We start from the raw sequence: 26,127 nt of genomic DNA on the forward strand, positions 1-26,127 counted from the left end.
TCACTAACAGGTCCAGGGCGTAACGGCGAAGGTGCCGCGGGGCGCGGCCGCATCTCGAACGAGAACGCAGCTCGCCTCGAAGGGGGCATACAACCAATTGTGCGGATCGAGCGCGACAGAATCTGCCCTTTCGATGCCTGCGACGCGCCAGGCAAACTCAGACGCAATCCGAAACAGGGCGCCGAAACAGCCGTCGACGTGGAGCCAGAGGTCTTGCTCGGTCGCCAGATCGGCGAGAGCTTGACTGTCATCGAAATGGCGCCCGTGTTCACCGTCCCGGCATTGGCGATCGCGCCGCGCAAGGCATCAATATTGATGCGCAGGTCCGCATCCGTCCCGATGCCTCCATCCTAAATGCTCTCAATCTGATCTAGGCGATCTACTTCATAACCCACGTGGGCTTTGTCGGCCCGATCGTACCCGTTCGCAAATAAAATCAGCAATTGCGGGAACCGTTCCAGTGAAATCGATTTCGCTCTTAAACGCACCAAAGTGGATTTCCGGGATCTCGGTCGCTTTAGGCTCCTCCACTACCACCGTGCCGCCAGCCTCCTTAATGGCCCTCAGTCCTAGCCTTCCATCCTTCAACAGCCCTGTAAGGGTTACACCAATTACCCGTCTCCCGGCGCTATGGGCGAGTGACGTAAAGAGCGCATCTATCGTGTACCCTCGGTAATATCCGTCGGCGAGGAGGTGCGTGCGGGGTCCGGACCCGACGGTCAGGAGCTTGTCCGGCGGTCCGACGATGCAAGCCCCTATCTCAAGGGGAGCTCCCTCGATTGGAACAACAACACGCAAATGGGCCACCCGCCTCAAAGTCTCTGGCAGAAAGCTATCGGGGAATGGCGAGCGGTGAAGAACCACTAGGACGGCCGCCGACAGTGTTTCCGGCAGTCGCCCAACGAGATCCGTGACGCCTTCTACCCCTCCAGCAGGCGCGCCAATTGCCACAATGTCAGGTCTCATGATTCAAACTGATACCAGCGCTACGATATATTAGGGGTAGCTTATTTTACCGCACTGCGCGACATCATTTCAACAGGCGACGCGCGAGGCGTCGCCATGCGCGAACGCCCAGTCTAGCGATCAGCGCATAGCGCTGAGGGCGGACATAGCGGATGTTTGTGGGACCACTTATCGACTGCATTTACCGTCGAATCCCGCTGCGAAGCAGTTCTGGTCGCTAACCTCCTGTCGAACGCGCGCCAGATTGCGGTAACGAAGCAGGGGCTGCCGGACAGTTACTCGCGTAAAGATCTATGTATCGGCCCGTCGACCAGGGATCGCGGTCTCTCGTACTTCGCATCCGAAGAAGCACATCTTGAAGGCATCTCTGGACAACTCAAGGCCGGCTCGTCGGCAAAGCAGACGTCCTTCGCCCGCAGAAAGCGAGAATTCGGCTTGCTACAAACGGCTTGATTTCGTCGACAAGCGGCAGTCGACAACCGTATGGACCTGAAGGATAATACCCACATGGCACGAGAAAATGACACGGTTTCACCTAGAGGGGCGGAGTATACCGCAAGCCTTCGACGGGCAACGCTCTTCCTTGGGTTCCTTTACCAGTTGATGCAGTTCGTCATCAGCAACACGCTCTGGGCTTCCCTCGGATACGACCCAATAGCGATCTTGCCGATCACGCTCATCCTAATGCTGAGCGGAACACTCATGTCCTATGCGATGGCGGCGGTGCTCTTTCGCTTCCGTGACCAGTCTATCCTCTTCAAGCTTCTGCTCGGCTCCGCCCTGTCGCTCGGCGCCGGAGCGATCAACGCCGGCGTCGATTTCCTCAGTCATGGGCTGATTGAGCATGGCGACCAGATCGGGACTGTCTGGACCAACGTTAGCTACAACGTCATCTATTGCACAGCGCTGTTTCACGGATGGGCTTTTCTCTACATCGCGCTTCTGGCGAATTTCGAACTACGCGAGCGACGCTGACTGTGCAAATGCGGGCGCTGTGCTACCAGGTCAATCCGCGCTTTCCGTTCAATAGCCCGGCGATTTTTGGCGTTACTACAACCAGACCTCCTACCCTGGCGGCATATTCTTGGCCGCGGAAGAGACAGTCTGAATGCTCCGAAAGAGCGATTGCGCCGAATTTAAGGACGCCATAATATAACTGAAACGAGCTGAGAGTAGCGAAAGTGCAGGACTCGGAGTGGCGGACCTCGCAGGCGCGCGCATAACCATTATTGTTCCTGCACTCGGCGCCGGCGGCACCGAGCACGTCGTCAGTCTCGTTGCCAGCCACTGGGCCTGTCTCGGCTGCACCGTCACGGTGATTACGCTCGAAGCGCCGACCTCCGAACCCTATTACAGGCTCGATCCGCGCGTCACCATCGAGCGGCTTGACGTGCCGGTTCAGAAGGCCGGCAAGCTGCGGGCCGCCTGGCTGGTGGCAAGGCGGCTCTACCGACTGCGCTCGACGATCAGCCGCACCCGCCCCGACTTCGTGCTGAGCTTCCTGACGCGCACGAACGTGTTGACGCTGCTCGCAACACGAGGCCTCAGGCTTCCGGTGATCGTGTCCGAGCGCAACAACCCCGCGGTGCAGCCCTTTGGCCCCTTATGGAAATGGCTGCAGCTTCGCCTCTACCCGCGCGCTTTTGCGCTGGTGACCATGACCAAAGGCGCACTGGATTATTTCCCGCCTAATGTGCGCCGCTCCGGCTGCGTGATCGCCAATGCGATCAATCTGCCCGACGGCTGGCAAAAGAAGCGCGGCAACAATGTGCTCACCGCCGTCGGGCGCCTGACTGAGCAAAAGGGCTTCGATCTGCTGCTCGAAGCCTTCGCCAAGGTGGCCAGCGACCACCCCGAATGGAAGCTCGTCATCTGGGGCGAAGGCGAGGCGAGAAAAGCGCTGGAAACCCAGCGTGACGCGCTCGGGTTGGCCGATCGGGTGGAAATGCCCGGCGTCACCGCAAAACCCGGCCTCTGGGTCGAAACCGCCGACCTCTTTGTCCTGTCATCCCGCTACGAAGGCTGGGGCATCGCCCTGCTCGAAGCCATGGCCGCAGGCCTTCCCGTCGTCTCCTTCGCCTGCGAATGGGGCCCGACCGACATGATCGCCAACGGCGACGACGGCATCCTCGTCGAAAACGGCGACATCAACGCCCTGGCCGAAGCCCTCTCCAACCTGATGGGCGACGAGACGTTGCGCTCCCACCTTTCCGCCAAAGCCGAAGCCAATGCCCGGCGCTACGATGCCGAGCATATCCTTTCGCTATGGGACACCGTCGCGTTGGCGGCGCGAGAACACTCAGCCGGACGCAAAACCGAAATTCTGCGCCGTCCCCGTCTTCGGCTAGACGCTTGATGCTCGCTTGCAGGGAGCCCAGTGTTGAAGTCCGCGCGGAGTGCGCATGCGAGATCGACATCGCCAAGAGGTCGCTTGTTCTGTTGAGAGCACAGACAAGAACTCGGTGCCCTCAATTGCGGAAAATTCGGTCGCTCTTTGGATGGCCTGTCGCTCTGTTCAAACCATCCCGCTACGGATTCACCGAGATTTCCTCCAATTCATCGACGTCCGTCGACCACCTTGACTCGTGCAACCCACGATATAATCTTATTTAAGTAAATATCGATGTTACAGAGGCCACGCATGTCGACATCGGTCACCTATTCGCGTCCACGGTATAAATCCGGCCCCCGGCAGCACAAGCTATTCCCCTGTTCGAACTGTGGCAGGCTATGGAATGCGTAAGGAAACGAAGGTCAAGGGAAGGGCCAAAGTAGATCAGCACATTCATCATTGCGCGCAGCTTCGAGATCGCAACTTGACGTCGCCGTCCAATGGCCTGGTGTTCACCTGCGGACTGCCTCGGTTCACCACTGACGCGTTTGATGGGCAGATCATCGCGTGGGCGGCGGTAGTTGGAAGCAGTCGAGAAACGCTTCGGTGGCAGGCATGGCTCCACATTCCATCGAATATCTGCCTACACAGCAAGGGAAACAAAGGCGTCTGCTCAGGCCCTCAATCTGGTCCCACACTTCACGCCGGTCGCCAGCCCTCAATCAAGCGGTATGTCGAAGGCTTTCGTCAAAATCCTGAAACGCGACTATACGCATCTCGCATTCCCGACGCTGACAAGCACGTAACTCGATAGATGGATAGAGGTTTACAACGGAATCCATCGCCGTTTGGCGCAGAAAGTGGATCTCCCAGGGAACTAATCTGTATTAATAGCTCACTCCTCCTGGAGAAATGGGGCGCACGCTGGCGCTTCGTCAGAGAAGCTCGGGAGCAGTATATGTAAATAAATATCTACACGACTTTAGTGAGTTACCTGAAAATTTAAAAGAATTATCCAATCGGACGTTAGCGCGATGGGTTCTAGAAAAACTTCGGCGATCTTATGTGGGGCACTTGCATCCTATTGGCTGCTGAGCCCAGTCTACGCGGTTTGGCATTTCGATGAGTATGCCTCCACCGGCCCCCTCCTCGTGCGATACGTTCTCGTCCCTACGGCATTCGCGCTGACCGTCCTTTGTGTGGGACTCCGTGCTCCCCCAAGGGTGGCAACCGGCGTGGGTATCTACGGCTTAAGTGTCCTGATGGGGCTTTTTCTCTTCGAGGCGCTGCTCACCCTGCGCTCCATACCGGTTCGTCTATCGATGCTCGGGCAGCTATCACAGCAGCAAAGCGAGGCGATGGCGCAACGGGAAGACATGGTCCGAGGATTCACGCTCGCACAGCTCAACCAGCTATCCGGCGCAACCAAATTGCGCGAAGCGATTCTGTCAGGCTTCCCGAAGACGCAGGTCGTGCTTTGCTCTGGACCGGATAGTATTGTTAGTTACCGCGCCGATCGGTACGGCTTCAATAATCCAGATGCACTGTATGAGACAACGCATTTAGAATCGATGTTGCTAGGTGATTCTTTCGTTGAGGGCTTTTGTTTGCGTCCGGAAGAAAACATGGTGTCGCAGCTGCGCCGAAAAGGCGTTCATGCCATCGGCATGGGAATTCGCGGTAACGGACCGCTGACAGAGCTGGCGACGCTGGGGCGGTTTGGCCCGATGTTCAAACCACGCCACGTTTTTATGGTCTTTTTTGAGGGCAATGACTGGGAAAACCTCCAAGCCGAACTAGGGCGGCCCTGGCTGCTTCCGGCTCTCGTCGAAAGCGCCGATTTTGGAACGCCTTCAACCGCGAACGAGATGATGCAGCGCGCTAAGTCGATGATGGACGATATCAATAGCCGGCCAGTAACAGCCGCCGACCTGTTTACAAAAACTGAGATCCTTCGGAATTTCATCGCGCTGCAGCAAACTTTCACCCGACTGGGCCTAATCTTTCCGAAAGCGACGCCCGCGATTCCCGAGTTTGGCGAAGCCCTCCGGAGAGCAAAGACCATCGCGATGGGCTGGAGCGGGTCATTCACATTGGTCTATGTGCCGCAGCTCGACCGATATATCGGACCTCTGTCCGCGGCGCACGCGTATGAACCGCTGCGAACTCGGGTTCTGGGAAGCGCTTCCGCGGCAGGGGTAGACGTAATCGATCTAACGTCAGCACTCGAGAAAGAACTCCAACCAGAAACCTTTTATGGGCCGGACGGACATTTCAACAGCCGGGGCGCTGCATTCGCCGCCACGATTTTGGCCCGCCATTTGCGGGACCTCGGGGTAGTGCCTTCGGTAGCCAACATTAAACCTTAGCGGTGTCGTTTTTCAGCTTTCATTGCAGCCAGGCAAACAGACTGGCGACGCCGCGTCAGTACCCAGTGAGAACAAAAAGTTGGAGAGACACGCTGCGGCAGCATGCGATCTCGCTGGTCGGCGAGCGGATGGCCGGTGCTTTGCTTGCCGGCCGTGCGTGCGTATGTGCTACCGGACGACAGCCTCTTGGAAGTGGCGGTTTCGGATGCGGTCATCGGCGACAAGCTAAGGCTTGAGGGGGTGGGCATCGTGCCGGATGTGCAGATGGCCTTTCCGCTTGCCTATGCGGCCGGCAAGGATCCGCAGCGGGAAGCCGCGATCGCTGAGATGGTTCGCGTGCTCCAAGCCACGGCGGCGCCAGAAACCCTGCCGGCGCAAGAACCGGCCGCAACCCGGTGACGCTTGGAGCCTCGCAGAACTATGTGTCAGTCGATGCCGCCGCCTGCGACAATCTCCCGTCCGAGTCTCACAACTTCGCGCACAAACAGGTCCAGGTCCTCCCGTCGCGTCCGGTGATTGTTGACTGCCACGCGCAGGCAATGCTCGCCGTGTACCGTCGTGTCGGAGATGACGGCGGTCCCCTCGTCCTGAAGCCGCAGCATGATTTCCGTGTTCACTGCCTTCAATCGCTCAGCCGTCATTTCCTCCGGATGGTAACGGAAGCAGACGATGTTGATGTTGGTCGGCGCCACGAGTTCGAGTTGGGGCTCTGCCTCGACGAGGCCGCTCAGATAATGGCCTTGAGCAACATTCTGGTCGACGAGGCGGCCAAATTTCTCGATGCCGTGCTCCATCAGCGACATCCAGATTTTCAGGGCACGAAAACCACGCGACGTCTGCAGGCCATAGTCATAGAGCCAGGGCGCCGAAGCGAGACCCCGCACGGTTGACTCCAGATATTCCGGCGTAACGGCGAAGGTGCCGCGGTGCGCGGCCGCATCGCGAACGAGGACGCAGCCTGCCTCGAAGGGCGCATGCAGCCATTTATGCGGGTCCAGCGCGATGGAATCTGCCCTTTCGATGCCTGCGACACGCCAGGCATTCTCGGGCGCGATCCGGAGCAGAGCGCCGATACAGCCGTCGACGTGGAGCCAGAGGCCAAACTCTGCAGCCAGATCGGCGAGAGCCTGGATGTCATCGATGGCGCCGGTATTCACCGTTCCGGCATTGGCGATGATGCAGATGGGCAGCCGACCGGACGCGCGATCCTGCTCGATCGCACCGCGCAAGGCCGCGATATCGACGCGCAACTCGGCATCCGTCGCAACGCGCCGGAGGGCCCGGTCGCCGAGGCCGAACAGTTCGACCGCCTTGCGATGGCAACTGTGGCTCTGGTCCGAACCGTAGAAGCAGAGCGGCCGATCGCCGATGCCATGTGCACGCACATCGATCCCGGCTTTGACGTTGCGGGCAACCGTCAGGCCGACGATGTTGGCGACCGAGCCGCCGCTGACGAGCGTGCCGCTGGCCGTCGTCGGAAACCCCAGCATTTCCTTGCACCAATTGACGACCTGTTGGTCCATGAGTGCGGCGGCATGGTTGCCGCCGCCGACGTTCGACCCCTGGACGGCCGCAAGAAATTCGCCAAGCGCCCCGGTGAAGTTTCCCGACCCCATGTACCAGGCCCAAAAGCGGGGGTGGATGTTGCCCATGGGATAGCCGAGCACGTTTTCCGCGACCGACGCGTAGATCTCTTCGAGCGGCTTTGGTGTCCTGGGAAGCGGGGCAGAAAAGCTCTCCCGCACCATATCGGGCATGTTGCGCCATGCCGGCCGTTCCCGGACCTGGCTGAGATAGTCTATCGCATCGTCGACGATGCGATGCGACAGAGCCCGCAATTCAGCCCAGTCTTGCGGGTCGAGCGTTTCCTCCACCCTGCTGGATGCTGCCGATCGCTTGTCCATGGAAACCTCCCCTCCCCATCGTTCCCTTCTGCTATGGTCGCGTGCCGGCGATGATCGTTGCCGTCGCGCGCAGTTCCACCTTGCCCGCCCGGATCGCCTGGCCTGCCAGATCGAGAACCTCGCTGCGGATGCGGTTGCGCGTCTGATCATCCACCTGTGCCAGTCCGGCGACGACGGGTGCGGCGATCTCGGTCATGAAGGCCCAGTAGTCCTCCGGGGTCTCGTGGACCATCGTGGTGGTGACCTCCTCCTCGTGGATGTCGTGCAATCCCGCATCCTCGAAAACGGCCTTCATCAGGCCTGCAGACGCGCAGCGAAACAGGCCGGGCGCGCCGGCCGGAGGCTTCGGCATGTCGACGTGCCGGGCGATCGTCGCCATGATCGTCGTTGCCCAAGCGTTCTTTTCCGGTGCACCCCACACCGCAGCGCATACACGCGACTGGGGCTTTGCGACCCTCGTCAACTGTTGGGCTGCCGCTGCAACGTCGGGAAAAAACATGAAACCGAACCGGCAGAGGACGGCGTCGAATGTTGCTTCCGGAAACGGCAAGGCGCCAGCGTCGCAGGCCCTCGTTTCGAAATTCGTAAGACCGCGATGCCTGGCGTTCTCCGTCGCCACCTGCAACATGCGCTCTGAAAGGTCGGTGACAGTCACGCGGCCCTTCGGTATCGACGCCGCCACCGTCAGGCCTGGTTCTCCAGTTCCCGCAGCGACGTCAAGCACCCGGTCGCCGTCCTTGATGGCCGCCTGCCGGATCATTGCCTCGCCGAAGGGGGCGAGCCATCCAAGCACCAGTGCGTCCCACTTCTTCCAACCGGCGGAGAAGCGGTCCCAGGTCTCTCTTTGCTGATCGCGGATTTGATCGAGATGCGCCGACATGCAGGCTCCTCCCTCGGTGCCGTGTTCCGACCTCGCTCACGAAACTATGGACCCTCTGCGGAGGGTTGCAATTCAACTTTCCCGCCGCAATTCGGGCAGTGTGCCGCATTGTCACGGTTTTTACGATCCGCCCTGTGACCGCGGTTACATGTGGGCGCAGACAATCCGCGCTAGGGAGAGAGGGTAAGGCAGGCTATATTCTACTCGAGGAGACCGGGAAGGAGAGATTCGCACCGATGTCGAACCGGACGAACGGCAAAAATAGCGGCCGGATAGAACCCAGCGACGAACAATCCCTCGGTGATCAATTGCGGATGATGCATCGGGCCTTCATGGCCTCGCCACTGCGCAACAAGATCATCTGGCTGAGCATAAGCATCATCGTTGTCATCGTTGTGACAGCCTTTGGTCAGATTATCCTCAACCGATGGTACAAGCCGTTCTACGACACGCTCGAGCGACGCGACCTTCCGGCCTTTCTCCATCAGCTCGTCGTCTTTGCCCAGATCGCCGGCGTGCTCCTCGTTCTCAATGTTTTGCAAACCTGGCTCGGCCAGGTCATCAAGCTGCGCTTGCGCGAAGGCCTGACCCAGGACCTGATCACCGAATGGATGCGCCCGACGCGCGCGTTCCGGCTGGCGAATGCCGGCGCCATCGGCATCAACCCGGACCAGCGAATCCATGAGGATGCGCGCCACCTGACCGATCTCTCGGCCGGACTTTCGATCGGCCTCTTCCAATCCGGTATTCTGCTGGTGAGCTTTATCGGCGTGCTGTGGTCACTGTCCGACGGTTTCGTCTTCCATGTCGCGAGCTATTCCTTCGACATTCCCGGCTACATGGTCTGGGCCGCGATCCTCTATGCGGGCACCGCCTCCTGGCTGAGCTGGCTCGTCGGCCGGCCTCTGGTGGCGCTCAATGGCGAACACTATGCCCGGGAGGCGGCGCTGCGCTTCTCGCTGATGCGCGTCAACGAACATATCGAGGCCGTTTCGCTTTCATCAGGCGAGGCCAATGAGAAAAAGCGGCTGCAGCGCGACCTCGCCTCGGTGCTCGAGATCAGCTACGGCCTGCTGCGTGCGGTTACGCGGCTCACCTGGGTGACCGGCGGCTATGGCTGGATCACCGTCGTCGCACCGATCGTCATTGCCGCACCAGTCTATTTCGCCGGCGACCTCAGCTTCGGTGGGTTGATGATGGCCGTCGGCGCCTTCAATCAGGTGCATGCGTCGCTGCGCTGGTTCGTCGATAATATCGGCGCGATCGCCGACTGGCGCGCCACATTGCTGCGGGTCGCCGCCTTCCGCTCGGCGCTCTTGATGACCGACGAACGGCATGAGGGCGACAAGCGCATCGACTTCAGGACCTCCGATACGCCGCAGATGAGCTTCGACAACATCGAAATCGTCTCGCCGACCGGCTGCATCCAGCTTCGCGAGCCGAGCGTCACCATTGATCCGGGCGAACGCGTGCTCGTCACCGGCGCGCCGGAGGTCGAAAAGGCGCCGTTCTTCCGCGCGATCGCCGGGCTCTGGCCCTGGGGGCACGGCCGCATTGCACTGCCGGTCGACGACGGCCTCGCCTTTGTGCCGAAGTCTCCCTATTTCCCGCCGGGCACGCTTGGAGAAGTGCTCGCCTATCCGAGCCCGCCCGATACCTACAGCAAGGGCGAACTCGCCGCCGTTCTCTCCAAGGTCGGCCTTGGCCGCCTGAGCGGCCGGCTCGACCAGGATGCGCGAAAGCAGATGAACCTCAGCGAGGCCGAGCAGCGCCTACTCGCCATCGCTAGGCTCAGCCTGCACAAGCCGCGCTGGCTGATCATCGACGAAGCGCTCGATACCCTTGAGGACGACGCCTACCAGCGCGTGCTGAAGTTCATGGACGACGAGCTTCAAGGTGTTGCGATCGTCAACATCGGACGCACCGAACGCGGCAGCGACTTCTTTACCCGCGTGCTCCACCTCGACAAGAACCCGACCGGCAACACGCTCAGGCGTCTCCAGCCGCGCAGCCTGCAGCCGGCCGATCCGCAACTGGTGGACTGAGAAGGTGAACGTGCCCTTCCGTTAAACAACGGGGTGCGACTGCCGCCATAGTCATCTGATTGCAAAGAAAAACCGCGCGTTCGGTGGAACGCGCGGTTTTGTCTATCCTAGAGTGGGCTCGCTTAACGCGAGCGCAGCTTCATGTGGCGGTTCACGTCCTTGTATAGCAGGTAGCGGAACTTGCCCGGACCGCCGGCATAGCAGGCCTGCGGGCAGAAAGCGCGCAGCCACATGTAATCGCCGGCCTCGACCTCGACCCAGTCCTGATTGAGCCGGTAGACGGCCTTGCCTTCGAGCACATAAAGGCCGTGTTCCATCACGTGCGTCTCGGCAAAGGGAATGATCGCGCCGGGCTCGAAGGTGACGATCGTCATGTGCATGTCGTGGCGCAGGTCCGTCGGGTCGACGAAGCGGGTCGTTGCCCACTTGCCTTCCGTGCCCGGCATCGGCGACGGGGTGATTTCTGCCTCGTTGGTGAAGAAGGCCTCCGGCGCGGGCAGGCCATCGACGTACTCGTAAGCCTTGCGCACCCAGTGGAAGCGAACGATCGCTTCACTTCCGTTGCGAACGGTCCAGTTGCTCGCCGGCGGAATGAAGGCGAAGCCGCCCGGCTGCATCTTATGCGCCTTACCGTCGAGCGTGATGGTCAATTCGCCCTCGACGACGAAGATCGCGCCCTCGGCGCCTTCGTCGAGTTCCGGCCGGTCGCTGCCGCCGCCCGGAGCGATTTCCATGATATATTGTGAAAATGTTTCAGCAAAACCGGAGAGCGGCCGGGACAGTATCCACAGCCGGGTCTTGTCCCAGAACGGCAAATAGCTGGTGACGATGTCCATCATCGTCCCCTTCGGAATCACCGCATAGGCTTCCGTGAAGACCGCGCGATCCGAAAGGAGTTGGGTTTGGGGCGGGTTGCCGCCATGCGGCGCATAGTAACTACGGTTGGTCATATCTTCCTTCAGTCTGCTTGCAGGCACCGCCTCCTCTAAAGTGCGGTGCAAAGGGTCGCGCGCGCCGCATCAAAGCAATGCGGTGCGAAGATCGCGGGGCTGGTCTTTCTCCTCGTCCAGGTCCAGCTCCGCTTCGACGTGGTTCAGGTGCTCGGCCATTTCCTTGATCGCGCTCGCGACGTCGCGTGACGCGATGTACTCGACCACGGCCAGATGTTCGTCCGGTCCGCAATTGTGCAGGTGGTTCGACCGGTACATTGCGGTGATCAGGGATGTCCGGGACACGAGGTCGCGCAGGATACCGAAGAGGAAGGCAGACCCCGAAAGCTCCGCGAGCAACAGGTGGAAACCACCGGAAAGCCGAACGATATCAGAGAGATTGCCGGATCGGCCGGCAATGCGCTCCTCTTCGATATGGGCGCGCAACCGGACGATATCCTTGGGATTGGCGCGCTCGCAAAGCCGCTCGACGACCCGCTGTTCGATCGCCCTGCGGGCAACGAAGACATCGCGTGCCTCGTCTACCGAAGGCTCGGAGACGAAGGCGCCCCGGTTCGGCATGATCGTCACCAGGCCATCGCGCTCGAGCGCGGTCAGTGCCTGGCGGATGCGAGCCCTGCTGACGGAGAATATTTCGGCAAGTTGTTCTTCTTTCAATCGCGTTCCCGGCCGTAGCCGACGCTCTGCAATCGCAAGCCAGATCTTCTCGCAAATGATCGCCGTCGGAGCACCGGCGACTTCGTCCGCGTTATACATGAAATCTCCCTTAGCCGTTCGCTTACTCTCGCCGTGCGGCGCTCAAAGTCAATTCCATCCGCTGCAGTTAGATATTGACTACAAAATTGTAGACAATATTGTGTACCGCAACTTGATGTGCAATGGCAACCGCTTAAACACGACCGTGCGACCGGCAAATAGACCGGGCCGCGGCGCCAATTGAGAGCTCCGATGGACTTCGATTTCACAGAACTGCCGGCTCAGGACCGTTACCGCCTGCTGACGAACTTCATCGGTCCGCGACCGATCGCGCTGGTCTCGACGCTCTCGCCGAGCGGACAGGACAATGCCGCGCCGATGAGCTTTTTCAATGTCTTCTCGCACGACCCGCCGATCGTCATTCTCGGTATCCAGACCCGCCCGAACGGGGAAGAGAAGGACACGGTCGCCAATATCCGGCGCACCAACGAGTTCGTCGTCAACATGGTGGACATGGCGATCGCCGACCAGATGCTGGTTTGCGGCCTGTCCTTCGAGCCGGATGTCGACGAAGTGGCAATCGCCGGACTGACGGCGGCTGACGGCCTCAAGGTCAGCGCCCGCCGTATCGTCGAGTCACCCTGCTCGATGGAATGCCGCGTTGAGCGGCTGATCGAATATGACCGCCGCGTCATCGTTCTCGGCGAGGTCGTGCATATGCACGTGCGTAAGGACTGCCTCGACGAGGAAGGCCGCTACGTCGACCCGTCCCAATACCAGCCGATCGCACGGCTGCACGCCAACAACTACATCACATCGGATCGTCAGTTCGTCATGCCGACGCCCGACATTACCGCCTATGCCCCCCTTGCAAACACCATGCGGAAGACGAGCTGATCCATGCGTATCCTGCTGATCAATCCGAACTCCACCCGCTCGATGACCGAACAGGCGCATCGCAGCGCCGAGCGCGTCGCTGCATCCGACACCCAGCTCGAATCGATCAACCCGACATCGAGCCCAGCCAGCATCGAAGGCCATGCCGACGAAGCGATGGCTGTGCCAGCGATGCTTGCGGAAATCCGCAAAGGCGAAGCGCGCGGCATCGATGCCTATGTAATCGCCTGCTTCGACGATCCCGGACTTGGCGCTGCACGCGAGATCGCTCGCGGTCCGGTCATCGGCATCTGTCAGGCGGCCGTGCAGGTGGCGATGAACATTGCGACCCGCTTTACGATCATCACCACCCTGCCCCGCTCCGTGCCGATCATCGAGGACCTCGCCGAGGCATACGGTGCCGGCCATCGCTGCCGCAAGGTGCGATCGGTCGACATGCCCGTGCTGGCGCTGGAGGAGGATCTGGCCCACACCGAGGAGATGCTGGTTCAGGAGATCCTGAAAGCACGCCAGGAGGATGGCGCCGAAGCGATCATCCTCGGCTGTGCCGGTATGTCTGAGCTCTGCGACCGCCTGAAGGCGCGTACCGGCATGCCTGTGATCGACGGCGTGACGGCAGCCGTGAAGCTTGCCGAGGCGCTCGTCGGGGGCGGTTATGCCACCTCGAAGGTCGGTGCGTACGACTATCCGCGCGCCAAGGAAGCGCCGGCCTGCCGGCTGGTCGACGCCAGCTGAGCGCATCCGAATATGTCACCGGGCGCACATGGCGCCCGGGACATTTTGTTTCCGGCGCCGTGCTGTCAGCGCGTCAGGGCGTCAAGCTGCTCCTCGAGCGTCGCCACCTTCCGCTCAAGCGCTTCCAGTCGTTCTTCGAGAGCCGATAGGGCCGAACCGCTCGGCGCCGACGACACGGCCGCCCTTTCGGCAGGCTGCTCGACTTCACCACACAAGAGATGCGCGAAGCGGTCTTCGCGCTGGCCGGCACCCCGGTTCAGTTGAACGATGAGCGGCGGCCGGCGGCCCATCATCAGATCCAGATTGTCCTTCAGCTCCTCGATCGACGAGAACCGCGCCATGCGCTCGCTGCGCGCCCAAAGCTCGTAGGCCGTCTGCGGGCCGCGCAGAAGAAGCAGGCCGAGCACGACGATCTGCGGCGACGTCAGCGAGAAGCGGTTGGCTGCGAGGTGCTCGTAGCGCTCGACCCGCGAGGCAAATGCTTGCCGGACCAACCCTTTCTGCCCCAGAGACGAGAGAGCGCGGTGGATCTCGACCTGCTCGAGCGCCATGACGGGATCGCGCGCCGTTTTCTGGTTGGCAGCCGAATGCGCCGAATTGAGCGTCAGCGGATAGACGTCGGGCGTCGTTTCCTTCTTCTCGATCAGGCATCCGAGAACGCGGGCTTCAACGGCATTGAGGACGGGGAAATCGGTGTCGGAGGTCGTGTTCATAAGCCAACTCTTCAAATCAACGCATTTCGATCCCGGCCGGATGTCCCGAGCGGGAAGCGGTCCGACCATTGGCCCCTACCCTAACGTGAGTGCTTGAGCCCGGGAATGGTCATCGGTCTATTTCGTTGAATTCCGGTTAGCAGCCTAGCACTTGCCCCACGACAGCGATGCGAAAGGGGCATGCGAACTGCTTGGCGCAAATACTGAAAATCGCCGGCGGCAAAAAAGAGGCTCCGCGACTGGTACGACACGGAGCCCAAGTCTTCAGGGAAAGAGGTGGGCGTTACGCTGCGTTGATCGCCTTCACAGTTTCTTCGATGCGGTGGCAGGCGGCACGCGAGCCGTCAGCGAAGCTGCGCATCTCCGGCCGCTCGCTCTTGCAGCGCTGGTCTGCAAACGGGCAACGCGGATGGAAGGTACAGCCGGACGGCGGGTTCAGCGGGCTCGGCACTTCGCTCGCCGCAATGCTGCGCCCGCGCTTTGGATGGGTAATATCCGGGATCGTCTCCAGCAGCAGCTGGGTATAGGGATGCCTCGGATTGGCAAAGAGCGTCTCGGTGTCGGCCTCCTCGACGATGCGTCCGAGATACATCACGGCGATCCGGTCCGACATGTGGCGAACCACGCTCATGTCGTGGCTGATGAACAGATAGGTCAGCCCCATCTCGTCCTGCAGCTTGCGCATGAGGTTGAGGATCTGCGCCTGGACCGACACGTCGAGCGCCGAGGTCGGCTCGTCGCAGACGAGGAACTCCGGCTCGCCGGCAAGCGCGCGGGCAATCGAGATACGCTGGCGCTGGCCTCCCGAAAACTCGTGCGGGAACTTGGCACCGTCCGAGGGCGCAAGGCCGACGATCGTCAGCAGTTCGCCGACCCGGTCCATGATCTCGGCTTCGGAGTTGCGCAGCTTCAACTCGCGCAGCGGTTCGGCGATGATGTTGCGCACCCGCCAGCGCGGATTGAGGCTTGCATAGGGATCCTGGAAGATCATTTGGGCCGAGAGCGGCTCGCCGTTCTTGCTCGGTGCAAACCGCACCTCGCCTTCGCTGGCGCGATAAAGACCTGTGACCAGCCGCGCCACCGTCGACTTGCCGCAGCCAGATTCGCCGACGAGGCTCAGACAGCCGCCCATGGGCACGCTGAAGCTGATGTCGTCCACGGCGCGCACGAACTGCCGCGTTTTGCGCTCGATGACGCGGTTCAGCCAGGGTGCCGAAACGTCGAAATTGCAGGTCAGGTCGTTGACCGTCAGGGCATCACTCATAGCACTCCTCCTGCATTGAGCCAGCATGCGGCGACGCCGGTCCCGACCGGCGCCGGTTCGGGCCGATCCTTGCGGCAACGCGGCCCGGCATCCGGGCAGCGCGGGTTGAAAGCGCAGCCGGCGGGGATCGCGTTCAGCCGCGGCATGGAACCGTCGATCTGGTTCAGCCGCTCGACGCGGCGGCCAAGCGCCGGGATCGAGCCCATCAGGCCCCGCGTATAGGGATGACGGGCGTTTTTCAGCACCTCGGCGACAGGGCCGATTTCGACGAGCCGCCCGGCATACATGACCGCGACGCGATCGGCCGTCTCGGCAATCACGCCCATGTCGTGGGTGACGAGCATGACCGCCGTTCCGTGATCATCGCAAAGACGGCGAAGCAGCGAGGTGATCTGCGCCTGGATCGAGACGTCGAGCGCCGTCGTCGGTTCGTCGGCGATGATCAGCTTCGGTTCCGCGGCAAGTGCCAGGGCGATGACGACGCGCTGGCGCATGCCACCCGAGAACTGATGCGGGTAGTGGTCATAGCGTGCCTCGGGCGCCGGAATGCCAACTTCCTTCAGGAGCTGGATCGCCCGCGCCTTGGCATCGGCCTTGGAAAGCTTCAGGTGAAGGCGGATGGTTTCAACTAGCTGCGCCCCGACGGTGAAGAGCGGGTTCAGCGAGGTCAACGGGTCCTGGAAGATCGCCCCGATCTGCCGGCCGCGCACCTGCTGCATCTGCTTGTCGTCGAGCTGGTCGATGCGGCGGCCGCCGACCCAGACCTCGCCGCCGGAAATGCGGCCAGGCGGCTCCAGAAGACCCTGGACGGCAAGACCGGTCATCGACTTCCCGGCGCCGGATTCACCAACGACGCCAAGAATTTCGCCGGGGCGAATGCTGAGCGAAACGTCGGATAGCGCCTGCACCGTTCCATGGCGGCCAGGGAATTCGACGCAGAGACCGCGCACGTCGAGCACGGCCGATGAGGTATGTTCAGTCATCGCTGCACCTCCAATGGGTAGCTCGGCGGGAAGATCTCGCTGACAGGCGGGTGACCGAAGCTCCGCTCCGGATACTTGGCAATCAGGCCATCGAACTGGACCTGTGCCTGCGCGCGTGCCGCGTTCATGTCGAAGCCTGCCACCTCGCCATCGCGCATCGACAGACGGCCATCGACGAAGACAGCCTTGGTGACGCGTCCGGAACCACCGACGACGAGCGTCGTGATCGGATCGATCGCCGGCGCCATGTGATGGTCCATAAGATCGAACACGGCAATATCGGCACGGGCGCCCGTTTCCAGGCGACCGAGATCCGAGCGACCGAGGGCCTTGGCGCCGCCAAGTGTCGCAGCATCAAAGAGATCGGCGCAGCTGACGGCTGACGGGTCGCCTTCGACGACGCGGGCAGCGATCAGGCCGACGAGTAGGTTCATCAGCATGTCCGGCGGCGTCGTATCGGTGCCCATGGCAATATTGACGCCGCGGGCCTTGACCGAGCGGAACGAGTTGAGCGTGCTTCCGCCGCGGGCCGAAACCAGCGGGCAGTGCACGATACTCACGCCGTTTTCGGCATAGAGACGCAGATCGTTGTCGGTCGCCTGGGTCGCATGCGGCGCAATCAGCCGGTCGCTCAAGAAACCGAAGCTCGCCAGCCATTCCGGCGCCGTCTTGCCATGCAGGCGGCGGACGGTGTCGACCTCCATCGTGCCCTGCGCAGCATGAAGCCGGATCGGGCAATTGAGGTCGCGCGCCGCATCGGCGGTGCGCACCAGCAGTTTCTCGGTGCAGGTTTCCACCCGGTCGGGAGCCAGCAGGCCCTTCACCAGGCCACCATGGCGACCTTCATGGTCACGGATAAAGCCAATCGCGTCGTCAAGGCCCTTCAGACCCCTTGCCTCGTCGAAGATCGCTTCGAGCTGACCCGGCGCCGTCACCATCATGCCGCCGGCGCGATAGGCCGGGCTCAGATAAACGCGAAGACCCAGGTCACCTGCGGCGTCGGATGCGGCGGCGAATTCAGCAACGGTCTCGCCCCATTCGCGATAGAAAAGCGAGGCGATCGGCGCTGCGGTGGTGATGCCATTCAAGAGAAGCTGCGCGAAGGCGAAGCGCTTCTGGAACGCCAGCTCCTCCTGCGTGTACATCTCATAGGGGCCGCGCTCGATGTAGCTCAGCGGCCAGACGCGACCCTTGGCCCAACCAGGCTGATGGTCGATCGCTAAGATCGTCGTGTCGAGATCAGACAGCGCATCGAGGTCGATGAGCCCGGGGCTGATCATGGCTGCGCCGAGATCGATGCGGCGTGCCACCTCTCCTTCGAAACGTGGGCCGACATCGAGCAGCGTGCCGCCCTCGATGACGACTTCGCCGTTCGGGATCAGCCGGTGCGAACCGTCGCGGTGCCCGAGCACCCATTGTGCTGTCAGAAGCGTGCGTCCTTCGGCGCGCTCACCGAGCGTCAAATCCTTGATGTTGGTCATGGGATCGCCACCTCCGCAACGCCGTTGCGGGCGACGACGCGGCCACGCTTGACGACCAGCGGCCGCGGCGCGACGTCGACGACGGCATGCGCCAGCGTCTCGCCGGTGAGCAGGGTGAAATCGGCATCGCAGCCAACATCGAGGCCATATCCCTTGATATCCATGACGTCGGCGCCGCCCTTGGAGCAGACGTAAAGCGCATGTTCGAGATCGACGTCGCGGCGCAGGCCGTTCTTCATGCCGAGGATCCGGGCACGATCCATCATGTCGGGTTGGCCCCACGGACCCCAGGTGTCGCGGATACCGTCGCAGCCGGCAGCAACCTTCACACCGGCATCCTTCAGACGCAGGATCGAAGGCACGGTCGAAGACGGAGAGCCTGTCGTGACGATACGGATATCGAGTTCGGCGATCTGTTCGATGAGACCGCCGACGCGCAGATAATCCGGTGCGCCGAGCGCAAAGGCGTGGCTGATCGCGACCTTGCCCTGCATGCCGAGCGCGCGGATGCGCTCGAACATCATCTCCATGCTGAAGGCGCCGAGTTCGCCCTGCTCATGCAGGTGAATGTCGATCGGCTTTCCATGTTTTTCGGCAAGGCCGAAGATCGCGTCGAGATGGCCCTTCGGGTCGCGATCGATGCCACAGGGGTCAATGCCGCCAAGGACTTCCGCGCCATTGCTCAGAGCCTTGTCGAGCAACTCGACAGTGCCGGGCCGCGTGACGAGGCCCGACTGCGGGAATGCGACGACCTCGATATCGATGACATCTTTCAGCACCTGGCGGGTCTCGATGATGCCTTCCATCAGCCGAAGGCCGTGGGTGGTGTCGATGTCGACATGGCTGCGGATGTGGCTTGCGCCATTGGCAGCGAGCATGATCGCCTGGCGCATGGACTGACGGTGCGGATCAATGCCGATTTCCAGCCGCTTTTCGCGTTCGAAATCGATGCGTTCGCGCAGCGTTGCGGTCTTGGCGTTGACGTGCCAGGGCATGCCCCAGACCGACTTGTCGAGATGGGTATGCGCCTCGATCAGACCGGAGATCACGATATGACCGTTGCCGTCTTCCACGGCCACGCCATCGGCGGCGAGGCCCTTGCCGAAGGCGGCGATCTTGCCGTCGCGCACCAGGATGTCGGTCGCTTCGCCGGCGTTGGGCCTGACGTTACGGATCAGGAGATTGGACATCATTCACCTCAATTTCGGATTGAGCGCATCGCGCAGCCAGTCACCGAGAAGGTTGACCGAAACCACGAGAAGGCAAAGCTGGACGACGGGGAAGAGCACCACCCACCATACGCCCGAAAACAGGAACTGGTTGCCGAGACGGATCAGCGTTCCAAGGCTCGGCTGGCTCGGCGGCATGCCGATACCCAGGAATGAAAGCGTCGCTTCGGTCAGGATCGCCATGCCGAAGTTGAGGGTCGCAGCAACCATGATCGGCGTCAGCGTGTTCGGCAGGATGTGCTTCAGCATGATGCGCCGCGCTGGCGTTTTCAGAAGACGCGCTGCCTGAACGTATTCCTTGCCGCGCTCGACGATCGTCTGGGCGCGCACGGTACGGGCATATTGCACCCAGGCGCTGAGCGTGATCGCCAGCACCAGAACGGCGGCAGAGCCGACGTCCCGCAGTTCCGGCGGCAGCATTTGGCGCGCGACGGCACTGACGAGAATAGCGATCAGGATCGTCGGGATCGACAGAAGCACGTCGCCGATGCGCATCAGGAAATTGTCGATGAAGCGGCCGAAATAGCCGGCAACGAGGCCGAGGCTAAGGCCGACGGCGAGCGAAAGCACAACCGAGGCGACGCCGATCAGGATCGAGATGCGCGAGCCATAGAGAATGGCCGAGAGCATGTCGCGCCCTTGCGTGTCGGTGCCGAGCACGTAAGGCCATTGGCCGTCGGCCTCCCAGATCGGCGGCAGCTCGGAGTTCCAGAGCTCGAGCTGAGCCGGATCGAAGGGGTTCTGCGGCGCAATCAAAGGTGCTGCAAAGGCGGTCGCGATCAGGAACGTAAGGATGATCGCGCCGATGATTGCCGAAGGCTTGTGGGTGAAGGACCACCAGAGATCGCTCTGGCGCCAGCGGGCAAGCCGCGAAGGCTTGCGCGCCGGTGTGGTTTGCTGGACGTGATCTGTCATGGCAACGACCTCAGCGGGTTGCATCGCGCAACCGCGGATCGATGACCGCATAGGCGATATCGACGAGCGTATTGAGCGTGACGAAGATGAAGGAGACGATGCAGAGATAGCCCGCCATGACCGGCATATCGAGGAAGGTGACCGCCTGGATGAAGAGCATGCCCATGCCCGGCCACTGGAACACGGTTTCGGTGATCAGCGCGAAGGCGATCAGCGAGCCGAAGTTCATCGCCGTCATGGTGACAACCGGCATCAGACAGTTCCTGAGCGCATGTCGGAAATAGATCCTCCACCGCGGCACGCCACGGGCGCGTGCGAACTTGATGAAGTCCGAGCGCAGCACTTCCATCATTTCTGCGCGCACCAGACGCATGACCAGAGTGATCTGGTAGAGCGCGAGTGCGAGCGACGGCAGAAGCAGCGATGCGCGGCCCGACGACGTCAACAGGCCGGTGCTCCACCAGCCGAGCTGCACCACATCGCCGCGCCCGAAAGCAGGTACGAGGCCGAGTGTTACGGCGAAGACGAGGATCAGAAGGATACCGACGACGAAGCTCGGCAAGGAGACGCCGATGATACTGACGAACTGCAACCCCTCGGAATACCATCGCCCTCGGTGGATAGCGGTCAGGACACCAAGTGGAAGACCGATCAGGAGCGACAGGACGGTTGCGACCAGCGCCAGTTCCATCGTTGCCGGGAAGCGCTCGGCAATGAGCTTCATCACGTCCTGGCCGTTGCGGTAGCTGATGCCGAAATCGCCCTGGGCGGCATTGCCGACGAAGCGACCGAACTGGGTGAGGAACGAATCGTTGAGCCCGAGCTTTTCGCGCAGCTCGATACGGTCGGCCTGCGACATCTGCTCGTTGGCCATCAACTCGACCGGATCGCCGGCGAAGCGGAAGATCAGGAAGGCGAGCAGCGCGACGGCGAGCATGACCAGCACGGCATTGGCCAGCCGCTTGATGAGAAAGACAATCATTGGGTTTCTCGCTGAATGAGGAGCCCCGGCAAAGCACGCTCTGCCGGGGCAAGAAAACTCAATCGCCGATACGGGTCAGCCAGTGACGCGGCTTGTTGTCGGCCCGAATGGTCACATCCGTGACGTTCTTCGACATTGCCCAGGCCATCGGCTGCTGATGCAACGGGATCATGATGACCTCATCCTTGGCGAACTTCAGCGCCTCGGTTTCGATCGCCAGACGCTTGTCGTGATCCATCTCGAGCGCGGCCTTCTTCACCATCGCGTCGAGTTCCGGATAGGACCAGCCGCCATAGTTGGCGACGCCGGCCGCGCCTTCACGGGTCGAGAGAACCTGAACCAGGATCGAATAGGCATCGAGCGTCGGCTCGTTGGCCCAGCCGATCATGTAGGCGTCGGACTTGCCGCCGGCGCGCTTCGGCGCCTGCACGGCGCGCGGACCGATGTCGAGGGTTGGCTTCAGGCCGACGCGCGACAGCATAGAGACCAGTGCGCTGCAGACGTCTTCTTCGTTGACGCTTTCGTCGTTCATGCAGACGAGCGTGAACTCCTTGCCGACGGCGCCTGCCTCTTCGAGCAGCTTCTTGGAGAGTTCCGGATCATAGGCGGTCGGCACATCGAGTTCGGCGCTGTAGCCCGGGATTTCCGGAGCAACCATGGTGCCGGCGACATGCGACTTGCCGCGCATCACGCGCTTGAAGATCAGTTGGCGGTCGATGGCATGGTCAATCGCCTGGCGCACCTTGATGTTGTTGAAGAAGTTTTCACGACCGTCGGCGAAGGTCTCGTGGCGGTTGAAGACCATGTGCACGGTGCGCAGGTCAGTGCGCTCGATGACCTTGATGTCCGGCGAGCTCTTTAGGCGCTCAAGATCCTGCACCGGCGCACCATCGGTCAGATCGATTTCGCCCGAAAGCAGCGCTGCGACGCGGGTTGCGGCCGAGGTAATCGGCATGAATTCGATGCGGTCGAGATTGTGCTTCGGCGTATCCCACCAGCCGTCGTTCTTGATGAGAACGGTCTTGCTGTCGGGCACGCGCGATTCGACCTTGAACGGGCCGGTGCCGTTGGTGTTGTAGGTGGCGTAGCCTTCGACCTTGGCGCCGACATCGGTCGGCAGCTCGGACTTGTTGTCGACCAGCCAGTCCTTGTCGAACATGAAGATGTTGGTCATGTCGTTGAGGAAGAGCGGGTTCGGCGAATTGACTTCGATGTCGACCGTGTAATCGTCGACCTTGGTGGTCGAGACATAGGCCGGAATGTTGCCGCGCAGCGGCGAGGTCGGATGGCTGACGCGGGCCATGGAGGCGACGACGTCGTCAGCGTTGAACTCGGCGCCGTTTTGGAACTTTACGCCCTTGCGCAGATGGAAGCGCCAGACCTTGTCCTTGACCATCTCCCAGCTCGTGGCGAGCGCCGGCTCGACCTTGAACTCCGGTGTATAGCGGGTCAGGCCTTCGTACACGTGGTTGAGGAAGGCCAGGTTCGAGGTGCTGCCATAGGAATAGGGGTCGAGCGAGAAGATATCCCGCGGGCTACCCCAACGCAGCGTTTCGGCGGAGGCCGAGGATGCGAGAAAGGCAAATGCCAACCCCGCGAGGAGATGCTTTCTCAGTTTCATGTCGTTCCCTCTGTTTTCTCATCAGTCGCCATATGCAGGCGCCCTCACCCACTCGTGAGCAAGTTGCCCTAGATTTGAAGCTGTCGGCGACAATGTCAACTATTTTGTCGACAATTTTGTATGCATGATTGTTTAAAGTCGCATACGGCGGTGAAAACGACGGCCCACCAGCGGACGAGGGCAAGGGAAAAATAAGGGGGAAGCGGCAACCATGGAGCGAATCGAAACCGGAGAAGCGCCCTTGCAAACCGGCGGCGGGCATTCTGGCATGCCTGCGTGCAAACAGGATTCGTTAGGAAACACGCGTATTTAGGAGTGTTTCCGCATGTGAACGTGGCGGAGACCTTGCCACCAACGACCCGCGAGCCTTCCCGTGGGATGGTGCGCGCGCCGGTGGCGGCGGTTGCGATCGCAGCCCCCGCTGACATCGGCTGCAGATTTTGACACGTCCGCATGTCCAGCTCGCCCGCGTGGCATGCGCAAATCTCCGGAATTGGTCGAAGGTGGCACATGGCGGGCCACGGGCGTCTCCACCGGTGGGGCAATGCGCTCAGCCAGCATACCTGCTTCCCACGCTCCAAAAAACCGTGGGCAAGCTGAAGTCCATGGCTAGGCTCGGCGCTGCAGCTCTCCTAGATTGGCCGCTCGAAAATGTGAGGAGAAATGCGCGTGAAAGTCTATCTCGCTGGCCCGGAAGTGTTTCTGCCCGATGCGGCGGAGATTCAGAAATTGAAGGCAGAGTTGGCGCGTGCAGCCGGGTTCACACCGCTCGTGCCCGGCGATCTTGAGATTCCGCCGGCTCCGACCAAGCATCAGCGCGGCCTTGCGATCTACGCCGTCGACGAAGGCATGATGCTTGCCGCCGACATGATCATCGCCAACCTGACACCGTTTCGCGGCATCAGCGCCGATGTCGGCACGGTCTTCGAACTCGGCTTCATGTGCGGTCACAGCAAGCACGTCTATGCCTATACGAACACCTCCCGCAGCTACTACGAGCGCATCTTGCACGACCACTACGGCGGCAAGGCCGGCTTGCGCCTCGACGGCCGCATGGCCGGTCCGGACGGGCTCAGCATCGAAGACTTCGATATGGCCGACAACCTGATGCTCGATGGCGGCGTTCTGCGAAGGGAAGGCAGGCTCGTCCAGCGCGAAGTGCCTGAGGCCGATCGCCTGACCGACCTGCAAGCCTTCAAGGAATGCCTTGCGATTGCCGCAAAGCGGCATTTGGCATAACGACCGATTGGGCCGCGGCTTTGTGACGGCGATCAGTCGCTGGCGCAGGGCCAGCCCGCCGGCGTGCTCATGCCGGCGGGCAGCTTGGTCGAGCTGTCACCGCAAGTCATGTCGACCTGCTCCTGTTCAAGTCCGGTTGCCTCGGACAGGTCGACGCCCTCGATACGTGTCAGGAACATGAACGCCCCCTGGAAATCGATCGGGCCGGAAAAACTCGTGCTGGTCAGGTCCGCGCGCGAAAGGTTGGCATGGGTAAACCGGGTTCCGGTGAGCTCCGCCTTGTCAAAATTCGCCCGGCCGAGTTCGGCCTTTTCAAAGCTTGCCCCCGTCAGGCGGGCACCGTTGAAATTGGCCCGCTGCAGCTCGGAATTGACGAACGATGCCTTCTCGGCGGAGACGCCTGCGAAATTGCACCGATAGGCTTCGATTTTGGAGAAGTTCGCGCCATTCGCGGTAGCCCCCGCAATCGAGGATCGAACCAGAGTTGCCTTTTCCAGATTGGCTTCTGTCAGGTTCGCACCGCGCAGATCCGTCAAGGTGAAGTCGGTGTTGACGAGATTGGCACCCTGAAGGTCGCTGCCGCCGAGCATAAGCGCTTTCTTGTTGCAGTCGGTCCAATCGGCTCCAGGCGATGCGGAATCCTTGCAACTGGCGGCATGCGCCATCGACGGCGCTGCGAACGCCACTAGGCCTATAGCCGCCGCCGGAACGACCAGTGCCTTCATGACGTCGGCCACGATCCTCGATGCCTTTGCGCTAGCCGGGCGCAGCGTACCGCGCTCCTGGCCGAGATTGATTTTGAGGATGTTCATGGCGCCGCTCCAGGACCCGAGGGTCGAATCGATTGCATATCAGGTGCTTCGCGCGCCTTTCCGCCGACTGGCATCGCCGGTCATGCGCGCGTGTTCGTTAAACGTATGACGTTGCTCGCCTTTATGCAAATGACAGAAATGAAAACGGTTCGTTTCAGATCGATACGGCCAGCAGCCAGTCACGCAACGCCGCGCTTGGTCCATGGTCGCCGATCGCTGACGGCGACAGCAGATGATAGGCCGGACCGTCTTCGATAAATCCGCATGGCGCGGCCAGGATGCCATTGTCGATATCGTCGCGGACGAGTTGCCAAGGCCCGATCGCCACGCCGATCCCGGCGATGGCCGCCTGAAGGCTGATATAGAAATGCTCGAAGACTTGGCCGCGTTGTTCGGGTGCGGCGCGGTCTGCCGTCGTCCCCCAGGTCTCCCACGCATTTGGCCGCGTTCGCGTATGCAAGGGGATCGCGTCCTTGCGCAATTGAGGCAAAGAGCCGGCCTCAGCCTCGTTAAAAAACAGGGCGATTTTGTCCGTTCGGCAGACCGGACCTATTCGCTCCGGAAAGAGCGGCACGGCATGCGTGCCGCCCGCTCGAGGAAAATCATCGCGTCGGATCGCCAGATCGATGCCACGGCCCAAGGACACCGGCCCACCTCCGGCAACGAGATGGATAGACACCTCCGGATGCCGCGCCTGGAAATCAGGAAGGCGCGGTATCAGCCAGCGCATCAGAAGGGTCGGCTCGCAGGACACCACCAGCGCCGGCGTCCGCGCCACGTCCCTGATCTCCCGGACGGCACTCTCCACCAGACCGAAACCTTCGCGCACGGCCGCCGCCAACTTTCGCCCGGCTTCTGTCAGGAAGACACGCCGGCTGCGGCGTTCGAACAGCGCCACGCCGAGTTCATCTTCGATAAGCCGGACCGCGCGACTGATCGCGCCGTGCGTCAGATGGAGCGCGTCCGCGGCGCGACTGAAGCTCTCGAGTCTGGCCGCCGCCTCGAAACAGCGCAGCGCCGCCAGCGGCGGAAGCCGCATCGCCGAGATCTGTGAGTGCAGCTCACCAAAATGGTCAGAACTCATCGTTAGTCGCTTCTCATCGATCAAGTTATT

At 61.5% G+C, this 26,127-nt stretch carries 23 protein-coding genes and 1 pseudogene; 8 read left to right on the forward strand and 16 right to left on the reverse strand.

The genetic code is table 11. The annotated features are described in order from the left end of the window. Window positions 1–3: 3 nt before the first annotated feature. Together IB277_RS29470 and IB277_RS38995 are read right to left on the reverse strand one after the other, a co-directional pair. Window positions 4–228: a pyridoxal-dependent decarboxylase gene (locus IB277_RS29470; RefSeq protein ID WP_348646806.1), complete on the reverse strand. Its 225-nt coding sequence runs from the start codon at window positions 226–228 to the stop codon at window positions 4–6. A 156-nt stretch (window positions 229–384) separates the two neighbouring features. Beyond that, window positions 385–966 carry a chemotaxis protein CheB gene (locus IB277_RS38995; protein WP_192372272.1) on the reverse strand — a complete coding sequence of 194 codons (582 nt, stop codon included), beginning with the start codon at window positions 964–966 and terminating at the stop codon, window positions 385–387. Between the two features lie 507 nt (window positions 967–1,473). On the opposite strand from IB277_RS38995, the gene IB277_RS29480 reads away from it, so the two are divergent. From IB277_RS29480 to IB277_RS29500, 4 genes and pseudogenes are all read left to right on the forward strand, one after another. Next, window positions 1,474–1,941, forward strand: coding sequence for a hypothetical protein (locus tag IB277_RS29480; protein WP_162728869.1), 468 nt, complete (start codon window positions 1,474–1,476; stop codon window positions 1,939–1,941). Between the two features lie 181 nt (window positions 1,942–2,122). Next, window positions 2,123–3,322, forward strand: coding sequence for a glycosyltransferase family 4 protein (locus IB277_RS29485; RefSeq protein ID WP_089044820.1), 1,200 nt, complete (start codon window positions 2,123–2,125; stop codon window positions 3,320–3,322). A gap of 1,211 nt (window positions 3,323–4,533) precedes the next feature. Next, a complete protein-coding gene (locus tag IB277_RS29495; RefSeq protein WP_250806612.1) occupies window positions 4,534–5,667 on the forward strand; it encodes an SGNH/GDSL hydrolase family protein in 1,134 nt (377 codons plus the stop codon). A 107-nt stretch (window positions 5,668–5,774) separates the two neighbouring features. Next, window positions 5,775–6,066 (forward strand): annotated as a pseudogene (locus IB277_RS29500) (hypothetical protein); the annotation flags it as partial. A gap of 26 nt (window positions 6,067–6,092) precedes the next feature. On the opposite strand, the gene IB277_RS29505 reads toward IB277_RS29500, so the two are convergent. Together IB277_RS29505 and IB277_RS29510 are read right to left on the reverse strand one after the other, a co-directional pair. Then, on the reverse strand, window positions 6,093–7,571 hold the full coding sequence (locus tag IB277_RS29505) for an aspartate aminotransferase family protein (RefSeq protein WP_192372276.1): 1,479 nt from the start codon (window positions 7,569–7,571) through the stop codon (window positions 6,093–6,095). A gap of 31 nt (window positions 7,572–7,602) precedes the next feature. Then, window positions 7,603–8,451, reverse strand: a complete 849-nt coding sequence (locus IB277_RS29510; protein ID WP_192372278.1) for a class I SAM-dependent methyltransferase — start codon at window positions 8,449–8,451, stop codon at window positions 7,603–7,605. Window positions 8,452–8,687: 236 nt separating this feature from the next. Between IB277_RS29510 and IB277_RS29515 the strand changes: the two genes are divergently transcribed. Next, on the forward strand, window positions 8,688–10,496 hold the full coding sequence (locus IB277_RS29515; RefSeq protein ID WP_034797910.1) for an ABC transporter ATP-binding protein/permease: 1,809 nt from the start codon (window positions 8,688–8,690) through the stop codon (window positions 10,494–10,496). Window positions 10,497–10,618: 122 nt separating this feature from the next. Here the strand turns inward: IB277_RS29515 and IB277_RS29520 are convergent, their stop codons facing one another. Then, window positions 10,619–11,446: a bifunctional allantoicase/(S)-ureidoglycine aminohydrolase gene (locus IB277_RS29520; protein WP_034797912.1), complete on the reverse strand. Its 828-nt coding sequence runs from the start codon at window positions 11,444–11,446 to the stop codon at window positions 10,619–10,621. A gap of 69 nt (window positions 11,447–11,515) precedes the next feature. Next, on the reverse strand, window positions 11,516–12,202 hold the full coding sequence (locus tag IB277_RS29525; protein WP_060521105.1) for a GntR family transcriptional regulator: 687 nt from the start codon (window positions 12,200–12,202) through the stop codon (window positions 11,516–11,518). A gap of 192 nt (window positions 12,203–12,394) precedes the next feature. Between IB277_RS29525 and IB277_RS29530 the strand changes: the two genes are divergently transcribed. Both IB277_RS29530 and IB277_RS29535 read left to right on the forward strand, forming a co-directional pair. Then, a complete protein-coding gene (locus IB277_RS29530; protein ID WP_089044815.1) occupies window positions 12,395–13,039 on the forward strand; it encodes a flavin reductase family protein in 645 nt (214 codons plus the stop codon). 3 nt (window positions 13,040–13,042) lie between these two features. Beyond that, window positions 13,043–13,774, forward strand: a complete 732-nt coding sequence (locus IB277_RS29535; protein WP_060582932.1) for an aspartate/glutamate racemase family protein — start codon at window positions 13,043–13,045, stop codon at window positions 13,772–13,774. A 65-nt stretch (window positions 13,775–13,839) separates the two neighbouring features. Here IB277_RS29535 and IB277_RS29540 read toward each other — a convergent pair whose 3' ends face one another. The 8 genes from IB277_RS29540 to IB277_RS29575 form a co-directional block, all read right to left on the reverse strand. Then, on the reverse strand, window positions 13,840–14,487 hold the full coding sequence (locus IB277_RS29540) for a YceH family protein (protein ID WP_060529198.1): 648 nt from the start codon (window positions 14,485–14,487) through the stop codon (window positions 13,840–13,842). A gap of 283 nt (window positions 14,488–14,770) precedes the next feature. Next, on the reverse strand, window positions 14,771–15,751 hold the full coding sequence (locus IB277_RS29545; protein WP_246812586.1) for an ABC transporter ATP-binding protein: 981 nt from the start codon (window positions 15,749–15,751) through the stop codon (window positions 14,771–14,773). After that, window positions 15,748–16,734 carry an ABC transporter ATP-binding protein gene (locus IB277_RS29550; RefSeq protein ID WP_034797922.1) on the reverse strand — a complete coding sequence of 329 codons (987 nt, stop codon included), beginning with the start codon at window positions 16,732–16,734 and terminating at the stop codon, window positions 15,748–15,750. Before IB277_RS29550 ends, IB277_RS29545 begins: the two co-directional genes overlap by 4 nt. Continuing rightward, window positions 16,731–18,215 (reverse strand): amidohydrolase family protein, encoded by a 1,485-nt coding sequence (locus IB277_RS29555; protein WP_089044813.1) that lies wholly within the window; start codon window positions 18,213–18,215, stop codon window positions 16,731–16,733. Before IB277_RS29555 ends, IB277_RS29550 begins: the two co-directional genes overlap by 4 nt. Further along, window positions 18,212–19,405 carry an amidohydrolase family protein gene (locus tag IB277_RS29560; RefSeq protein ID WP_060610854.1) on the reverse strand — a complete coding sequence of 398 codons (1,194 nt, stop codon included), beginning with the start codon at window positions 19,403–19,405 and terminating at the stop codon, window positions 18,212–18,214. Before IB277_RS29560 ends, IB277_RS29555 begins: the two co-directional genes overlap by 4 nt. Before the next feature lie 3 nt (window positions 19,406–19,408). Next, window positions 19,409–20,359: an ABC transporter permease gene (locus IB277_RS29565; protein WP_060529200.1), complete on the reverse strand. Its 951-nt coding sequence runs from the start codon at window positions 20,357–20,359 to the stop codon at window positions 19,409–19,411. A gap of 10 nt (window positions 20,360–20,369) precedes the next feature. Further along, entirely contained in the window at window positions 20,370–21,341 is a 972-nt protein-coding gene (locus tag IB277_RS29570; protein WP_034797927.1) for an ABC transporter permease, read from the reverse strand. A gap of 58 nt (window positions 21,342–21,399) precedes the next feature. Next, complete coding sequence (locus IB277_RS29575; RefSeq protein WP_060539346.1) at window positions 21,400–22,962, reverse strand: ABC transporter substrate-binding protein; 1,563 nt, start codon at window positions 22,960–22,962, stop codon at window positions 21,400–21,402. Window positions 22,963–23,625: 663 nt separating this feature from the next. On the opposite strand from IB277_RS29575, the gene IB277_RS29580 reads away from it, so the two are divergent. Then, window positions 23,626–24,201 carry a nucleoside 2-deoxyribosyltransferase gene (locus IB277_RS29580; RefSeq protein ID WP_192372280.1) on the forward strand — a complete coding sequence of 192 codons (576 nt, stop codon included), beginning with the start codon at window positions 23,626–23,628 and terminating at the stop codon, window positions 24,199–24,201. 32 nt (window positions 24,202–24,233) lie between these two features. On the opposite strand, the gene IB277_RS29585 is transcribed toward IB277_RS29580, so the two are convergent. Together IB277_RS29585 and IB277_RS29590 are read right to left on the reverse strand one after the other, a co-directional pair. Further along, window positions 24,234–24,926 (reverse strand): pentapeptide repeat-containing protein, encoded by a 693-nt coding sequence (locus IB277_RS29585; RefSeq protein WP_112977337.1) that lies wholly within the window; start codon window positions 24,924–24,926, stop codon window positions 24,234–24,236. A 241-nt stretch (window positions 24,927–25,167) separates the two neighbouring features. After that, window positions 25,168–26,121, reverse strand: coding sequence for a LysR substrate-binding domain-containing protein (locus IB277_RS29590; RefSeq protein ID WP_246810404.1), 954 nt, complete (start codon window positions 26,119–26,121; stop codon window positions 25,168–25,170). Window positions 26,122–26,127 lie beyond the last annotated feature (6 nt).

Origin of the sequence: Ensifer sp. ENS07, assembly GCF_014852185.1 — a bacterium.
GTDB lineage: Bacteria > Pseudomonadota > Alphaproteobacteria > Rhizobiales > Rhizobiaceae > Ensifer > Ensifer adhaerens.

Excerpts from the sequence above, each read along its gene's own strand:
- IB277_RS29535 (WP_060582932.1), top strand. The coding sequence starts at position 13,043 with ATGCGTATCCTGCTGATCAATCCGAACTCCACCCGCTCGATGACCGAA.
- IB277_RS29530 (WP_089044815.1), top strand. The coding sequence starts at position 12,395 with ATGGACTTCGATTTCACAGAACTGCCGGCTCAGGACCGTTACCGCCTG.
- IB277_RS29570 (WP_034797927.1), bottom strand. The coding sequence starts at position 21,341 with ATGATTGTCTTTCTCATCAAGCGGCTGGCCAATGCCGTGCTGGTCATG.
- IB277_RS38995 (WP_192372272.1), bottom strand. The coding sequence starts at position 966 with ATGAGACCTGACATTGTGGCAATTGGCGCGCCTGCTGGAGGGGTAGAA.
- IB277_RS29575 (WP_060539346.1), bottom strand. The coding sequence starts at position 22,962 with ATGAAACTGAGAAAGCATCTCCTCGCGGGGTTGGCATTTGCCTTTCTC.
- IB277_RS29555 (WP_089044813.1), bottom strand. The coding sequence starts at position 18,215 with ATGACCAACATCAAGGATTTGACGCTCGGTGAGCGCGCCGAAGGACGC.
- IB277_RS29550 (WP_034797922.1), bottom strand. The coding sequence starts at position 16,734 with ATGACTGAACATACCTCATCGGCCGTGCTCGACGTGCGCGGTCTCTGC.
- IB277_RS29585 (WP_112977337.1), bottom strand. The coding sequence starts at position 24,926 with ATGAAGGCACTGGTCGTTCCGGCGGCGGCTATAGGCCTAGTGGCGTTC.
- IB277_RS29480 (WP_162728869.1), top strand. The coding sequence starts at position 1,474 with ATGGCACGAGAAAATGACACGGTTTCACCTAGAGGGGCGGAGTATACC.
- IB277_RS29540 (WP_060529198.1), bottom strand. The coding sequence starts at position 14,487 with ATGAACACGACCTCCGACACCGATTTCCCCGTCCTCAATGCCGTTGAA.
- IB277_RS29505 (WP_192372276.1), bottom strand. The coding sequence starts at position 7,571 with ATGGACAAGCGATCGGCAGCATCCAGCAGGGTGGAGGAAACGCTCGAC.
- IB277_RS29525 (WP_060521105.1), bottom strand. The coding sequence starts at position 12,202 with ATGTATAACGCGGACGAAGTCGCCGGTGCTCCGACGGCGATCATTTGC.
- IB277_RS29565 (WP_060529200.1), bottom strand. The coding sequence starts at position 20,359 with ATGACAGATCACGTCCAGCAAACCACACCGGCGCGCAAGCCTTCGCGG.
- IB277_RS29545 (WP_246812586.1), bottom strand. The coding sequence starts at position 15,751 with ATGAGTGATGCCCTGACGGTCAACGACCTGACCTGCAATTTCGACGTT.
- IB277_RS29580 (WP_192372280.1), top strand. The coding sequence starts at position 23,626 with ATGCGCGTGAAAGTCTATCTCGCTGGCCCGGAAGTGTTTCTGCCCGAT.
- IB277_RS29520 (WP_034797912.1), bottom strand. The coding sequence starts at position 11,446 with ATGACCAACCGTAGTTACTATGCGCCGCATGGCGGCAACCCGCCCCAA.
- IB277_RS29560 (WP_060610854.1), bottom strand. The coding sequence starts at position 19,405 with ATGTCCAATCTCCTGATCCGTAACGTCAGGCCCAACGCCGGCGAAGCG.
- IB277_RS29515 (WP_034797910.1), top strand. The coding sequence starts at position 8,688 with ATGTCGAACCGGACGAACGGCAAAAATAGCGGCCGGATAGAACCCAGC.
- IB277_RS29510 (WP_192372278.1), bottom strand. The coding sequence starts at position 8,451 with ATGTCGGCGCATCTCGATCAAATCCGCGATCAGCAAAGAGAGACCTGG.